The following is a 14,702-nucleotide window of genomic DNA, read 5'->3' on the forward strand; positions in this document are numbered from 1 at the left end:
GAACCGTGCTTTTGCCTCCAGCTTCCTCCAGATTCTGCCTCACGACAGACACCCTTGCTTTTGGCTAATGGTAGGCGCTTGCCAGCCCCCATTCCGGACTTTCACCGTAGAGATGACGCCCATGCTGGGCGTACAAACAAAACGGAGTCCGAATTCGAATTCGGACTCCGTTTTCCTTCCAGCGATTATTTCAAGGCGTCGATGACTTTGCCGAAGCCGCCTTCGAACACCGTTTCGTTCAACGGTCTCCGGCCGTTCGGCTGCTCCCGCTCCTGCAGGTTTTCCGGCAGCGCCTCTTTCTCGCCCCGGTAGCCGATCGCGATGACGATTTGCGGTTCGACGTCGTCCGGCAACCCTAGCGCGGCGCGGGCTTTCTCGCGATCGAAGCCTCCCATCGCGTGAGTGACGAGGCCTTGGCGCGTCGCTTCCAGCGCGAGATATCCCCAGGCGGTGCCGGCATCGAACGCGTGCGCGCGGTTGTCGCCGCGCTCGGTCGTCGTCGCCGACGCCAGGACGGCCAGCGCCGGCGCGTTCTGGCACCATGCGAGATTGCCCGGCAGGATGAAGGAATGGAAGGTTTCGAGATCTTCCTTCGTTCGCGCGACGATGAAGCGCCACGGCTGCATATTGTTCGCCGACGGCGCCCAGCGGGCGGCCTCGAAGAGGCTGAACAACGTTTCCTCCGGCACGTCTTTATTCGCGAACGATCGCGGAGACCAACGCTGGATGAAGACGGGATCGATGTCGTACGCCGGCTGGCGGAGCGTTTCGGGTTTCGTTTGAGATGGCTGCATGCGAACAAACCTCCATGATGAGTTGACTCATTGTTTAAATTCATAATAACTCTCCGGAGAAATGTACGCAAATAGCCGTCCTCCGCGTCGGCAAAGGACGGCCATCTTCGGTTCGCGCCGCTCGTTCGGAACGGCGTTCCGGCGCGCAGCGCGTCGATGAAATGCGACTGGAGCCTCCCCCCTCCTTCGTTACCGTTCCGCCCCGTACGCGAAGTCGATCGCGACCGCGCCGTACGGCGCCAGCGTCAGCTCGATCCGCCCGCCGCCGCGCTCCTCCCCGGTTGGCGCGCCGGGCGCGCGAACCGTCGCCGTCTCGTACGGACCGGCCGCCACTTCGATCCGCACCGGTTCGGCGGTCACGTTCGCGGCCAGCATCCGCCCGCGAGCGCCTTCGCGCAGCGCCAGCGCCGCGACCTTCGCGGAAGACGATGCCGCATCCAAGACGGCTGCGCCGCGAAACTCGCCGATTTCCTTGAATACGTCGAACAGCGGATTGCCGCCTGATTCGCGTTCGTCGATGACCCCGAGCGGACCGCACAGCTCGTAATACGAAATTCCGCGGACGGGCTCCCGGCACAGCGCGGCAAGGCTGCCCACCGTCCATGCGGCGCCGAACGCGGCGCGCTGCCTCGCGTCCGTCTGATCCGCGACGGTCAGGACGGCGCCGGACGTCGCGTTCGGGTTGAGGCGCGGCTTGAAGGTGACGGGCCCGATATACAGCGGCAGGCCGGTTTTGGCGGCCGCGTCCGCCGCGGTGACCGACTGCGCGGACAGCGTCTCCATCAAGGAGCGGTCGTCGAACGCATGCACCTGCGGATTGATCGGATACGCGGCGAACTCCATGTCGGCGAGCGGCAGCGTCGCCCGGTTCAGCTCCGCGTAATACGCGCGCGAGCCGCCGCCGATCGGCACGCGGCAGCCTCGCTCGTCGAGCGCGCGGCGGACCGCGGCGAGCGTCTCCGCGTCGGACGCGAACGAGCCGGAGCGGAACGGCAGCAAGCGGAGCGCCGGAAGACGCCGCCGGTCCAGCCGCTCCGCGAATCGACGCAGCTCCTCCTCGCCGCCGACGAGCAGCTCGATTTCGAGGCCGCAGCCGCACGCGGCGCTCCACTCGGCCGCGGCGTCCAGCCGCTCCGGCCAATCGTCGGCGGTCGTGTCGACGACGGCCCGCAGGAACGCGGGCGCCAGCTCGGCGAGCCGCTCCTTCGGCGGCGGCGTGACGCCATGCGCCTGCGGCAGAGCGAAGCCGATCGCGGGCAGAGCGGCGCGCGGTTCGCCCCGCACGACGATGCGGCAGCCGTCGTCCGGCCGCCGCCTCGTCTGCGCGCTCGGACGTTCGTCGACGCGAATGTCGACCGTCTGCGCGATGCGCTGCCCCGCCGACACGGCGACCGGGAACGGGAGCTCGAGCGGCGTGCAGTACGTTTTGTACGAAGCGTCCGTCCAGTTGCGCTGGTCTTCCATCTCGAAGGCGTCGCCGTCGAAGTCGATGCGCACATGGATGCCCGGCGCAGGTTCGTACGACATGCCTTCGATGCTCCGGAACGGTTGATGCGGCGAAATCGCGCCGGGGAAGACGCTATGCGCGACGCCGTCCGGCGACCGGATCTCGACGGGAAGCGCGGCGAATTCCATCGGATGCAGCACGCAAAACCCGATGCGGTTTTTCAGAAAGTTCGATCGCGCCGTACCGTCGAATTCGAATCGGATGCGCCGGCGCTCGAATCGAATGCGCCCTTCCCAAGCGAAATCGATATCGCCTTGCTCGTGGACGGACGAGAACCGCACCGAGACGCCTTCCGCGTCCTCCTCGAGGGCGAACGATTCGAACCGCGGGAGCACGGTGTTCCAATCGCGGTCGCGCACCGCGGCGTACGCGCCGCGGACGATTTCGACGCCGCGATAAGCGATGCTGCGGAGCCCGCCGTCCTCCAGCAGCGCTTCCATCTCTCCCGCGCGCAGCCGAACGGTCTCCATGCCTTCCATGCGCGCCTCCTCCTTTGCCCGATGGGATTAGAGCGCTTTCAGCTTCTCCGGATGAAGCATGACGTCGATCTGTTCGCGCACGCTCTCGGGGCTGAACAGATTTTTCCAATCGTCCTTGATCATCGCCCGGCGGCCGTATTCGATCGCGACGAGGCACGCGTCCGAGAACGGATTCACCTTCTCGAACACGACGGCGAGCTCGATGTTAATATGGCCGAGCATGAAATCTTTCGCGGCTTCGTACGGGACGCCGCGGCGCACCGCCTCCTCCATCGCTTCCCCGAGCAGCGTCGCCAGCATCGCTCCGACCGTCTCCGCCATCGCCGGCTCCAAAATCGCCATCTGTTCCACCGTCAGCCGATGCGTCCGCATGACCGGGGCGTACATTTCGCGCGCCAGCGCCTCCCCGACCGCGTAATGTTCGTCGGGCCCCTGCATGAGCGCGCAGACGACCGCCTGCTTCGCCGCCACGCCGCCGAACAAATCCCGCTTCGCTTCCGGCGTCGTTTCGTCGTTGAACACCGGCGGGTGGCACGGATGCGCCACGAAATACGACACGTCCCCGCGCGGCGGCAGCTTGCCGAGGTAGGCGGCGGCCGGGTCCAGCACCATCAGGAGGGCGCCGGGCTTCATCGCCGGGACGAGCTCCGCGGCCACGTCGCCGATCGCCGTATCCGGCACGGCGAGAATGACGGCGTCCGCCTCGGCGACGGCGGGCGCGGCGGGCGTCGTCGCGAGTCCTCTCTCCTTGAGACGCGCGACGCCTCTCTCCCCGTTTTCCACATACAATACGCGGTGAATCCCTTTCACCAAATTATCGGCGATTCTGCAGCCCATCTTCCCCCCTGCGCCGATCAGCGCAAGCGTCATCGTTTGCATGGACAAGACCTCCATTTCGTCATTTGAAATTGCCTTCCGGGCTGCGGGCTGCTTGCCTTCCCGCCCGCGGACGAAATCATCTTCCTTGCCGACCTGTCCGCCCTTCGGCGCCGCTTCCAAGGCAGTGGTTCCACGGCGCGGCTCCTTTCTTTTTTCCTGCTAACTCCCAAACTTGAACCTATGGTAACATGAGAGCAGCGGACCGTATTTAGCGGAAATCGCAAAGGTTCCGCCGCGCCCGCCGGTCGAAACGCTTGATCCGCCGGCATGGACGGAACGCCGTTTGCACGATGTTGTAACCGCTCGCAAGGAAGGAGTCGGATCGCTCATGCGCATACGCGAATCCGGGCGGCTTCGCATTCCGCCCATCGGCGCGGGAGGCGTGCATCCTTATCACGAATTGCTGTATCTCGCCTCCGGCATCGCCGAACTGCAGTGGATGGACCGGCGTTACCGGATGGCCGCGCCTTGTATGGCGCTGATTCCCGCCCACACGCCGCATTGGCTGACGCCGGACGGCGACGTCTCAGGGTGGTATTTGGAGGTCGACATGCAGTCGGTTTCGTTCCCGGATTACGATGTCGTGCTCAGTTGGAATCAGCGGCAGTCGCGAGAAGGAGGGGACCGCTCGCCGCCGGCGGTCTCGTCGTGCATCGACGGCGTGACTTCCGTCGTAGACGCGTACGAGATCGGGGAACTGGACGGGGAGCTCGCCCACCGGCTGCTCGAGCTCGACATCCGGAAGCTGCTGCTGCTCGTGGAACGGTATGCGCCGGAACCGGGCTCCGCCGCTCCCCCGCGGACGGACGGCCCAGCCGCTCCCGCCGTCGAACGGCAGCTATATATCGCCTTGCGCCACATCGAACGATCGTATGCGAAGAACGTCACGGTGGAGGAGCTGGCGAATTTGTGCCACTTGACCCCGTCGTACGTCATCCGGCTGTTCAAGCAGACGTTCGGCGCCACGCCGATCCAATATTTGCAAGAACTGCGCCTGAAAGCCGCCGTCAGCTACCTGAGCACGACCGACATCCCTGTACAGGAAATCGCGCGGATGACCGGTTTTTCGAACCTGCATTATTTCAGCCGCATCTTCAAACAGAAAATCGGCGTAAGCCCGACCGCTTGGCGCAACAACCGGAAGCGGCAGCGCGGCACGCCGAGCGCATAACGAAGGAGGAACGCGATCGTGACTATGAACCGCATCGTCATCACCGACCCGTACGACGCTTCGCAATGGAACGTCGAATCGTTGCGGCTTCGCCTCGCCGCTGCCGCGCCGGCCGCCGCCGAACGGCTGACCGGTTTCCGACTGGAGCGGCTCGGCGCCGACAACTCGAAGGCGTTCCGCGTCGCGCTCGACTACTCGCCGCATGCCGCCCCCGATTGGCCGCGGTCGTTGTTCTTGAAGCTCTGCGGCGGCGGAACGTTCGGGCCATCGGAAGTCGATTATTATATGAAAGATTACGTTCGTTTGGAGGGCGCGCCGCTGCCGCGCTGCTACGACGCCGCCTACGAGGACGGCGCTTATCATTTACTGCTGGAGGATTTGTCCGTCACGCACCGCAACCGTTGGGACGCGGCGCCGACGCTCCTTTACGGGCAAGCGGCCGGAGCCGCGCTTGCGAAGCTGCATGCGCATCATTGGGGGGCCGTCTCGGAGGATGCAGCGGATGCGGCGGTCGACGGGATGCAGCGGTATCTCGCCTATATGATGCAGGGGAGAGAGCCGCTTCTGGAAGCGCTGCGGGACGCCCCCGACGCCGAGCGCCGGGCGTTCGCGGAGCGCGTGTTCGACAAGCTTCCGGCGGCGCTGCTGCGCCGGGCGGCGGACGCGGCGGGCTGCACGCTCGTTCACGGCGATCTGAATCCGGGCAATATCCTGACGCGCGGCGAAGACGACTCGCCGGACGTGCGGTTTATCGACCGGCAGCCGTTCGATTGGTCGCTGACGCATTGGGTCGGGGCGAGCGATTTGGCTTACCTAATGGGGCTTTGGTGGGAGCCCGAGCAGCGGCGCGCTTACGAGATCGACGCGCTTCGGGCGTATTACGAGGGGCTGCTCGCTCGCGGCGCCGCGGCCGATTACCCTTGGGACCGGCTGCTGCGGGACTACCGGTTGACGCTGCTGCAGAACGTGTTCGTCGCCGCTTCGTGGTGCATTGACGAACGCGAGCGGAGCGGCATGCGCTGGCTGTGGGAGGCGGAGCTGGACCGAGCGGCGGCGGCATACCGCGATTGGGACGGAGCGGCGCTATTGGATGGGGCGTGAGTTGGCGGGACGCGATTAGTGGTGCGGCATGTCCCGCTCCGCCGCCTCGAGCGCGGCGACGCCGTTCTCGCAGCAGTCCGTCACCCTTAGACCGAGCGCCTCCCAAGAAATCGTCTCCGACAACAGCTCGAGCACCGGGTAATCGTCGTCGACAAGCATGACTTTATACATGAATCCCTTACGCCTCCTGCTGCAGCGGAAACCGCATCGTAATCGCGGTTCCCGCCCCAAGTTCGCTTTCCACGGTCATGCGGAACGCGCCGCCGTACCGGATGCGCATGCGCTCGCATACGTTCGGCAGCCCGATGCCGGAAAAGCGGGACCCCCGCCCGTCGGACGGCTCGCCCGGCTCGTGCCGCTCGGCCTCCAGCCGGGTTCGGAGCCGCGCCAGCGCTTCCGCGTCCATCCCTTCGCCGTCGTCGCGGACGACGATCTCGAGCTCGCCCCGCTCCGTTCGGCGGGCGACGACCGCGATCGTGCCGTTCGATTGGCGCAGACCGTGAATAAGCGCGTTCTCGATGATCGGCTGCAAAATGAACCGCGGCACCCTCGCGAGCATCGCGTCCGACGACACGTCCGCGTCGAGGCGGACCTTCTCCTTCTGCCGCATATTCATCAAGTTGACGTAATCGATGGCCGTGCTCACTTCCTCGTGCAGCGTGATCGCCTCCTCCTCCCGGCCGATTGTCATGCGCAGCAGCCGGGACAGCGACGAAATCATTTCGGCGCTGTCCTCGTCCCCTTTGCGCAGCACCTTCATCCGGATCGAATTGAGCACGTTGAACAGGAAATGCGGATTGATTTGCGCCTGCAGCATGGCGAGCTCCGCTTTCCGCTTGCGGCTTTGCTCCGCCGTCACCTCCGCGATCATCTGCTTGATCCGATCTAACATCTGGTCGAACGAGCTGGCGAGCCGCCCGATTTCGTCGCTGCCCCGAATTTGCGACCGCACCTCGAGGTTGCCCCGCTGCACGGTGTGCGCGAGCTTCCCGAGCCGGACGATCGGCTTCGTGAAGGCGCGAATCAGCAAAATAAGCACCACTAGGAACGTGGCGAAGGCAACGATTTGGAACAGGAACACCGATTGGAAAATGTGATTGATTTTGTGCACCGCGTCTTTGTACGGGGTCAGCAGCACCAGCTTCCAATCCTTCACCGCTAAGCGGCGCTGCGCGACGAGATAATCTTCGCCGTCGAGCTGCACGATGGCCGAGCCGTCCTCGCCCGGACGGATGTACGGCAGCCGCTCGCCGATTCGGCCGCGGTCGAGGTGCGACATGATCCGCCCCTCCCCGTCGACGAGCATGACCTCTTGATTCACCGCCAAACGCCGGAAAATGTCGAGAATTTGGTTGTCCGTCACCGTGACGATGACGTAAGCGTAAATCTCGAAATTCGGGCGACGGAGCGTGCGGGCGACGGAAATTTGGTACCTCCCGGCCGCCTCCTCGTACAAATACGGCGAGGGCTCCGCTTCTACCCAGTACGCCTCCATGCCGGTCAGCTTCTCCAATTCCCGGAACCACGGCTCCTCGACCAGACGGAGAGGGTCGAAGTCCTCCACTTCCACGGAATAATTCGTAAAATAACGCCCGTTCGGCAGCAAAATCGTCACGTACGTCTTCTCGCCGACGATCGCGATGTTGTTGATCTGCTTAATGATTTCGTTCCGATCCTCGAATTCGCGATATTCCGCGTCGGGACCCGCGTACGTTTTGCCGGCTGCTTGTTCCTTCAAAATCACGTTCATGTCCGGCTCGACGATAATGTAGTTGGAGATGTACAGCATGTTCGCCAGCAAATTCGACAAATACCCGTCGATCAGCTTCAGCTGCTCGGCGGCGTTCGTCTCCGCCTGCTCCTTGACGGCGTCCCGCGTAAGGATATTGGAAACCGACAGCGTGATGAGCGTCGGAATGAGGAGACAGGCGATCGACGTCAACAGCAGCTTCGTTCGGAACGACCCAATTCGCACCTTCAGTTGGTGAAGCGCTCTCACAAAACTCCTCCTATCTCACAACGAGGAAATGCAGGGGCCAAGCCTCCGCCTCCCCATCATACCGCCGGCGCTTTATCGTTGTCGACGATTTCCTACCCTGTTCGGCGCAAACGAAAACGGCAGCCCCCGCGGGACTGCCGTCGTTACTGCGTCGATGCATCCGATTATTTGCGCTGCGCTTCGACGACCGGGAACCAGCCCGGCGTATTCATAATCGCGTTCCACAGCGGATCCGGCACGACGAGCGCGGCTTGATCATCCTTCGTCAGCGTCGTGCGAATGTCGGCTTCGCGTTCCTGCTCGACCTTCTGCACCCAGTCCGGCTCCATAATGAGCTCCCGGCCGAGCGCGACGAAGTCGATCCCCGCGTCGAAAGCCTTGAGCGCTTCCTCCGGCGTATGGATCGAACCGACGCCGATGACCGGCACCCGCCCGGCGGTACGCTCCACGATCCACTCGATGCGCGCTTTGCCGTCGTCCGCCCCGCGCCGCGGCGCGGACCAGAAATCCTGCAGCGACACGTGGATATAGTCGAGCGATTGCTCGGCCAGCGCGTCGATCAAGCGGAACGTCTCGGCCATCGTGAGGCCCGGCGTTTCCGGCTCTTCCGGCGAGAACCGGTAACCGACAAGGAACGGCCGCTTGGCGTGCTCCTTCACCGCTTTCTTCACCGCGTCGACGACGGCGAGCGGGAACGCGAGCCGCTTCTCTCCGTCGCCGCCCCACCGGTCGGTGCGCCGGTTCGTGTGCGGCGAATAAAACTGCTGAATCAAATACCCGTTCGCGCCGTGGATTTCGACGCCGTCGTAGCCGGCCTCGATCGCCCGCCGCGTCGCTTCGCCGAAGTCGCGGACGATGCCCTCGACCTCTGCGTCCGTCAGCTCGCGCGGAATGACGCCCTTCTCGTTCGGCACGGCGCTGGCGCTGACGACGTCGCCGTTCGGCACGAGCTCCGGCGGGCAGGAGCGGCCGCCGTGGAAAATTTGCAGCACCGCGCGCGCGCCTTGCGCCTGAATCGCCTCCGCCAGACGGCGCAGGCTCGGAATCATCTCGTCGCGGTCCCCCGCGAACTCGCCGGGGAAACCTTTGCCGTTCGGCGTGACGTATGTGCATGCGGTAATGACCATGCCGACGCCGTTCGACCGGCGGGCGTAATAGTCGACTTCGGCGGTAGATACCGTGCCGTCCTCGTTCGACGAGAAGTTCGTCATCGGCGCCATGACGATCCGGTTTTTGATCTCGACGCCGCTCCGCAGCGTCTTCGACGCGAATAACGGTGAAAATTTCGGTTGCATCGGTTAACTCCCTCCAACATTTAGAAAATGTCCCCGGTTAGTTTGGTACGCTGTCGCTCCCTTTACTCATAGACGGGGAACACCGACCGCAAACTGATATCATCTATGTAACAGTTTAGGTTTACTGTAATTATAATAGTGACAGTAAGGAGTGTCAACATTGCTTCTGCCAAGACGCAGCAATGCCGGCTCTCTATTCGCCGCCTGCCAGGGCAGCATGTACTGGGTTTCCATCCCAATGCGTCTTGATTTTTGTTTTTGCAACGCCGAAAGCCCTGTGCTCCCACAAGGTTCGTTCAACAAAATCGGTTTGATCCGGATGACACTGAACGACAAGAACCACCTCGGTCTGCTTCTTTTTCGCAGTCCGCCCTTTTTTTCTTTTCATTACATTCATGATCAAATCAATTAGGAAACCCGCGGCAAATCCCCCCGCAGCTCCGATTAACCCCCAAAACACGGGTCCCCATTCCAAAACGTATCCCCTGGAAACGCCGATCGTTCCGAACATCATGGCCAGAATGAGTCCCAGATCGACGAGCGAAGTCCCGTCCGTACCGTGAATCGTATCCACTACCTTCACATCGTCTGCCCGTTGCTCTAACGGAACGGCGTAAATCCCTGTAACGTCATGCTCCTCCAGCTTACTTATGGCCAGTTCGAGATATTCCGAGTGGTCGAACGTTGCAAAAAATTGAATCACTGCACGGGCTCCCCTTTATAAACCACAAAATCTTTCGATTGATACTTCTTCCTGAGGTAATTGGCTTGTTCTCTGTCGAACAGTTTATTGTGTTCAACCGTGTTTACATATGCGTCGTACACGCCAAAAAAGTAAATCGAGGGCATATATAGAACCCACTGCGGTTCGATCACTGCCTTCGAAGCGGCGATATCCCCAAGGAAAAACAGGTGAAACCCTTCGATAAAGTTGGAATATTCAACGATCATGAGCGTGATAATCAGGGTAAAGGCAGCGGAAACCATACGATGCAAATACAATTGCCCCATGCTCGGGATGCCTAATGACCAAACTAACGCGAGCCACGGCTTTTTCTTGTCGATGTAATTTACCTCGAAGGTGTTCATTACGAATATAGGAAAAGGTGCATTCTCTCGTTTCGCAAGAAGATAGAGCTTGTTTTCGTCCACGGCCGTTCGATAACTATCCCAAATCGCAAACAAATACACAGGTATATAGAGGTATATATACTTTTCGTTTAACACGCTCTTTGCCAACTGTATGTTTCCATTGAAGGAGTGCATCATCGCTGTATTCAGCAGCGTTTTCTGATTAATGTACAATTCCCAAATAAACAACGCGTATCCGCGAAGATACTTATGAAGCAAGAAATGACCGAATCCGGGAAAGGCCACAGACCAGAGGGCAATCACCAATGGGTTTCTCAAATGAAGCTGCGAAGAGCCAAAAGCGTTAATGTTGGCTAAATAGCGACGACGATAACGGAATTTTTTGCGAGAATTGTTCAAGCTCCCACCTCATTGACCGATGCCATTGCAGGTATTATTTACCTTAGCTCCTTATAGCTATTCATCAATGCGCTTTCATGCCGGCGTTGCCGCAACTTTCGGATGGAGCATCCGTCCTTATTGTAGTTGCGAATAAGGAGTCTAATAAGGTCGAAGAAAAGAGGTTCGATACGAATGACGAAAAAAGGGGTGCTCGCGTTGGCGATTCTCATGACTATTATGCCGTGGGTACCTGCGGTAGGAGAGGCGTGGGCCGAGACGGCGCAAACGTACGACGGTACGAGCAGCGAAGAGCAGCGGAAAGGTTTAGACTACGTCAACCGCATCCGCAAGGGAATGGGGCTAACGGAGCTGGCGCTCGACCCGTCGCTGGCCGAAGCGGCGGTCCGCCATGCCAGGTACGCCGATGCGCATTTCAACCGGGACGATCGGCGGGATTTTTCTGCGGAGGAGCCCGGGAAGGCGCATTATAGCGGGACGACGCCGGAGGAGCGGGCGGCGGCGGCCGGGTACAAGGGCGAGGCGGATATTCGGGAAACGATCATTTTGGAAAACGAAGCGTACGACGAATTCGATTTGGCCGAGAACATGCGAGTAATGTCTTTGTTTCACGATTCCCGCGAAATCATGACCAACCCGAGCGCGACGGCCGTCGGCAACGCGAGGGTGGGGAAAGCGACCGTTATGGTAGGCGCCGTACAAAGCCCGGAGTCGGATTCGCCGGTACGCGTCGGCATCTACCCGTATGACGGAATGACCGAAGCGATGATCGGATTTTACGAGCCGCAAGACGACTCGGATTTCACGGGCATGACGATCACAGTCCATGCCGATCGAGAAGGCGTGGACGACATCCGGGCGACGTTGGAACGACAGGCAGGGGAGAAGCGAATCGTCATTCCCCTCTCCGCTAAGAAGATGGAGTACGGCGACGGATACGTGCTGACCGCGACGCGGATGCTGCGAGGAGACGCCGAGTATACAGCGAACGTATCGCTGCGGGTCGGCGGCGAGCGAATCGAGAAGGAGTGGACGTTCCGCACGGTTGCCTTTACGTACGATTTGTACATCGATGATGTCGGGGTCCATTCGCCGCCGTTTTACACGGTGGACGGACGAGTGACCGCGCCGATGCGGTTTTTGTTCGAACGGTTCGGCGCCCGCGTCGACTGGAACGTCGAGACGCAGACGATCACGGCGCACAAGGACGGGCTGAACCTGTCGATGACGATCGGCTCGGATACCGCATACGTGAACGGGGAAGCCGTCCGGCTGGACCGGCCGCCGTATTTGTCCATTTATACAACGTACGTCCCCCTCCGGTTCGTCTCGGAAACGTTCGGCTACGAAGTGGTGTACAACGAGGCCGACCGCAGCGTCGAGGTGTGGACCGGAGAGTTGGACGAAGCTTCCATCGATTGAACGGATGACGAGCCTGCTTCCGCGCCGAATTGCCGGGTACGGCGGCCGCTCCGCTTCCCGCTCGGCCCGCTCCCGGTCCGTCGAGCCGGTCAGCACGAGCACCGTCCTCATGCCGTGCAGCTTGGCGAGCCCGACGTCGGATTCCAGGCTGTCCCCGATCATCGCGCACCGCTCCGGCGGTTCGCCGACCGCTTCGACCGCCGCTTCCGCCATATGCTTCTTGTTCCGGGCAACAACACGGCCCGCTCGAACGTCGTCCGGCGGGCCTGCTGCGGTACTTTGTCGAATTGGGTAGCAAACTAAATCTTCGGCGTCAGTGTAAAGCTTTGACCGGGATTCATATAAACGGGTGCGAAAGCATGTCCCGAAGCTTCGTGTTTTAGCGGAACGCTGCTCCTCACGTCTAGAAAACCGCCGGACTTCGTACGGATCACCGCCTGCGTTATCGTTCCGCCGGACCACGAAAGATCCACCTCGAAGCCTCCGCGCGCCCGAAGGCCTGTAGCCCGGCCGCCGGACCAAGCCGCAGGCAGGGCGGGAAGCAGATGCAGAACCCCTTCATGGCTCTGAAGCAGCATCTCTGCGATGCCCGCGGCGCCGCCGAAATTGCCGTCGATTTGGAACGGCGGATGGTTATCGAACAAATTCGGTAAGGTGGAGGAACGCAGAAGCTCGGTAAGATGGCGATAGGCTTCCTCGCCGTCCTCGAGCCGCGCCCAAAAATTGATAATCCATGCGCGGCTCCAGCCGGTATGCCCCCCTCCGTTGGCGAGCCTTCGTTCGAGCGTCGCCCGCGCCGCGTCCGCCAGCTTCGGCGTGCGGCGAGGCGTAATTTGCTTACCCGGATGGAGGGCGAACAGATGCGAAATATGCCGGTGGCCCGGATGCTTCTCCTCGTAATCCTCCAGCCATTCTTGAAGGCAGCCGTTTTTGCCGATTTTCGGCTCCGGGATCCGGAGGAGCGCGCTGCGCAAACTCTCCTGAATCGGCCTCGTTTCTCCTAATCGTTCGATCGCTTCCAAACAAGCCGTAAACAGCTCGCGCGCGATTTGGCTGTCCATCGCGGGGCCGACGCACAATGTCCCTTCCTCCCCGTTCGGGAGCACGTACGTGTTTTCCGGCGATACGGAAGGGCATGTGACGAGCCGCCCCCCCGGTCCCTCGATCATGTAGTCGAGTAAAAACAACGCCGCTTCTTCCATGATCGGATACGCCTTGGCCAGAAACGCGGCGTCCTGATTGTACAAGTAATGTTCCCATAAATGCAGGCTTAGCCACGCCCCTCCAAGCGGCCAATGCGTAGCGGGCAAGTAGATGTCCTGCGGCGCCGTGTCCGCCCAGATGTCGGTATTGTGATGCGCCGTCCAGCCCCTGCATCCGTACATGACCCGGGCGGTCTCCCGCCCGCGCTCGCGCATCCTGCCGAGCAATTCGAACAACGGCTCATGGCACTCCGATAAATTGCACACCTCCGCCGGCCAGTAATTCATCTCCGTATTAATATTAATCGTGAATTTGCTGTCCCACGGCGGACGCATCTGATCGTTCCAAATCCCTTGCAGGTTGGCGGGAAGGGAACCCGGACGGCTGCACGATATCAACAAGTACCTGCCGAATTGATAATACAATTCTATCAATTTGAGATCGCTCTGCCCCGCTTGGACCCGTTCCAACCGTTCATCTGTCGCGAACTCCTCCAAGCCGCTTTCGTCGGGTCGCGGCTCCAGCGTAAGCGTATTTCGTTCGTACAATGCGCGATAGTCTTCGAGATGCCGCTCCAACAATTCCGCGTACGGGCGAGCTCGCGCTTCCTCGACGATCTGCAGACAGTAAGCCTCTGGGTCCTCCGTTCGGAAATTCGTAGCGGCGGACAGGAGGAATGTCACGGCGTCGGCATGCTCGACCATCAAAAACTCGCCGATGATTCGCGCCGTTCCTCCTTCCGGCACGGCGCGGACGGCGCAGCGAAACACAAGGCCGTCCTCCCCCCCGCAATGGCCGTGCATAAGAAGCGTGTGCCCCCCGTAGGTCCGAATGCCGTCCATATACCTTCCCTTGCCGCGGGACAACCGGACGCGAGCGTTGATGGCGCCCGGTCTTTCGGCGCGCAGGCGTACGACGAGCGCTTGATCGGGGAAGCTGGAGAAAATTTCTCGCTCATAAGCGATCCCGCCAGCCCGGTAGCGAATCCGGACGACGCCGTCGTTCAGATCCAACGTCCTTCGATAATCCTCAACGTTATCCCCATGAGCCATTTCAAGAGTCAAGTCGCCGAGCGTTGTGTAGTGCCTCTGGGTCTCCGGCACGCCGGATAAGGCCATAGCAGCCAATCGATGCGCTTCGGACAACCGGCCTTCGAGCAGGTGGCTGCGAATGACCGGCAAATATTTTAAAGCGTACGGGTTGTTACGATTGCTCGGCCCGCCGTACCACACCGTATCTTCGTTTAATTGAACATGCTCCTTCGCCGCCCCGCCGTAGACCATGCCGCCAAGCCGGCCGTTGCCGACGGGCAGCGCTTCGTTCCACTTCGCCGCGGGTTTTTTATACCATAACTTCATCAG

12 protein-coding genes and 1 pseudogene are annotated in these 14,702 nt (G+C 61.2%); 3 read left to right on the forward strand and 10 right to left on the reverse strand.

All coding sequences use genetic code 11. From position 1 onward, the window contains the following. Positions 1–185: 185 nt before the first annotated feature. The 3 genes from VE009_RS12770 to VE009_RS12780 all read right to left on the reverse strand — a co-directional run bounded on the left by VE009_RS12770 (position 186) and on the right by VE009_RS12780 (position 3,659). Positions 186–794 carry a nitroreductase family protein gene (locus VE009_RS12770; protein ID WP_325008146.1) on the reverse strand — a complete coding sequence of 203 codons (609 nt, stop codon included), beginning with the start codon at positions 792–794 and terminating at the stop codon, positions 186–188. Between the two features lie 189 nt (positions 795–983). Further along, on the reverse strand, positions 984–2,780 hold the full coding sequence (locus VE009_RS12775; RefSeq protein ID WP_325008148.1) for a hypothetical protein: 1,797 nt from the start codon (positions 2,778–2,780) through the stop codon (positions 984–986). A gap of 27 nt (positions 2,781–2,807) precedes the next feature. Then, a complete protein-coding gene (locus VE009_RS12780) occupies positions 2,808–3,659 on the reverse strand; it encodes a phosphogluconate dehydrogenase C-terminal domain-containing protein (RefSeq protein ID WP_325008150.1) in 852 nt (283 codons plus the stop codon). Between the two features lie 328 nt (positions 3,660–3,987). On the opposite strand from VE009_RS12780, the gene VE009_RS12785 reads away from it, so the two are divergent. Together VE009_RS12785 and VE009_RS12790 are read left to right on the forward strand one after the other, a co-directional pair. Next, entirely contained in the window at positions 3,988–4,830 is an 843-nt protein-coding gene (locus tag VE009_RS12785) for an AraC family transcriptional regulator (RefSeq protein WP_325008152.1), read from the forward strand. 24 nt (positions 4,831–4,854) lie between these two features. After that, positions 4,855–5,931 (forward strand): phosphotransferase, encoded by a 1,077-nt coding sequence (locus tag VE009_RS12790; protein ID WP_325008664.1) that lies wholly within the window; start codon positions 4,855–4,857, stop codon positions 5,929–5,931. Between the two features lie 15 nt (positions 5,932–5,946). On the opposite strand, the gene VE009_RS12795 is transcribed toward VE009_RS12790, so the two are convergent. The 5 genes from VE009_RS12795 to VE009_RS12815 all read right to left on the reverse strand — a co-directional run bounded on the left by VE009_RS12795 (position 5,947) and on the right by VE009_RS12815 (position 10,716). Then, positions 5,947–6,102, reverse strand: coding sequence for a hypothetical protein (locus tag VE009_RS12795; RefSeq protein WP_325008154.1), 156 nt, complete (start codon positions 6,100–6,102; stop codon positions 5,947–5,949). Positions 6,103–6,109: 7 nt separating this feature from the next. Next, complete coding sequence (locus VE009_RS12800; RefSeq protein ID WP_325008156.1) at positions 6,110–7,930, reverse strand: cache domain-containing sensor histidine kinase; 1,821 nt, start codon at positions 7,928–7,930, stop codon at positions 6,110–6,112. A 164-nt stretch (positions 7,931–8,094) separates the two neighbouring features. After that, on the reverse strand, positions 8,095–9,225 hold the full coding sequence (locus VE009_RS12805) for an NADH-dependent flavin oxidoreductase (protein WP_325008158.1): 1,131 nt from the start codon (positions 9,223–9,225) through the stop codon (positions 8,095–8,097). A gap of 193 nt (positions 9,226–9,418) precedes the next feature. Then, positions 9,419–9,928, reverse strand: coding sequence for a hypothetical protein (locus tag VE009_RS12810; protein WP_325008160.1), 510 nt, complete (start codon positions 9,926–9,928; stop codon positions 9,419–9,421). Next, complete coding sequence (locus VE009_RS12815) at positions 9,925–10,716, reverse strand: hypothetical protein (RefSeq protein WP_325008162.1); 792 nt, start codon at positions 10,714–10,716, stop codon at positions 9,925–9,927. Before VE009_RS12815 ends, VE009_RS12810 begins: the two co-directional genes overlap by 4 nt. A gap of 174 nt (positions 10,717–10,890) precedes the next feature. Here VE009_RS12815 and VE009_RS12820 point away from each other — a divergent pair, with 174 nt between their 5' ends. Further along, complete coding sequence (locus VE009_RS12820; RefSeq protein WP_325008164.1) at positions 10,891–12,138, forward strand: stalk domain-containing protein; 1,248 nt, start codon at positions 10,891–10,893, stop codon at positions 12,136–12,138. Between the two features lie 48 nt (positions 12,139–12,186). Here VE009_RS12820 and VE009_RS12825 read toward each other — a convergent pair. Next, positions 12,187–12,351: pseudogene (locus VE009_RS12825) on the reverse strand (HAD hydrolase-like protein); the annotation flags it as partial. Positions 12,352–12,437: 86 nt separating this feature from the next. After that, complete coding sequence (locus VE009_RS12830) at positions 12,438–14,699, reverse strand: glycoside hydrolase family 95 protein (RefSeq protein ID WP_325008166.1); 2,262 nt, start codon at positions 14,697–14,699, stop codon at positions 12,438–12,440. Positions 14,700–14,702: the final 3 nt, after the last annotated feature.

Origin of the sequence: Paenibacillus sp. (assembly GCF_035645195.1) — a bacterium.
Lineage (GTDB): Bacteria > Bacillota > Bacilli > Paenibacillales > YIM-B00363 > Paenibacillus_AE.

Bases quoted from the DNA above. Each gene is read 5' to 3' on its own strand.
- VE009_RS12775 (WP_325008148.1), bottom strand. From the start codon at position 2,780: ATGGAAGGCATGGAGACCGTTCGGCTGCGCGCGGGAGAGATGGAAGCG.
- VE009_RS12780 (WP_325008150.1), bottom strand. From the start codon at position 3,659: ATGCAAACGATGACGCTTGCGCTGATCGGCGCAGGGGGGAAGATGGGC.
- VE009_RS12770 (WP_325008146.1), bottom strand. From the start codon at position 794: ATGCAGCCATCTCAAACGAAACCCGAAACGCTCCGCCAGCCGGCGTAC.
- VE009_RS12795 (WP_325008154.1), bottom strand. From the start codon at position 6,102: ATGTATAAAGTCATGCTTGTCGACGACGATTACCCGGTGCTCGAGCTG.
- VE009_RS12785 (WP_325008152.1), top strand. From the start codon at position 3,988: ATGCGCATACGCGAATCCGGGCGGCTTCGCATTCCGCCCATCGGCGCG.
- VE009_RS12805 (WP_325008158.1), bottom strand. From the start codon at position 9,225: ATGCAACCGAAATTTTCACCGTTATTCGCGTCGAAGACGCTGCGGAGC.
- VE009_RS12820 (WP_325008164.1), top strand. From the start codon at position 10,891: ATGACGAAAAAAGGGGTGCTCGCGTTGGCGATTCTCATGACTATTATG.
- VE009_RS12790 (WP_325008664.1), top strand. From the start codon at position 4,855: ATGAACCGCATCGTCATCACCGACCCGTACGACGCTTCGCAATGGAAC.
- VE009_RS12830 (WP_325008166.1), bottom strand. From the start codon at position 14,699: ATGAAGTTATGGTATAAAAAACCCGCGGCGAAGTGGAACGAAGCGCTG.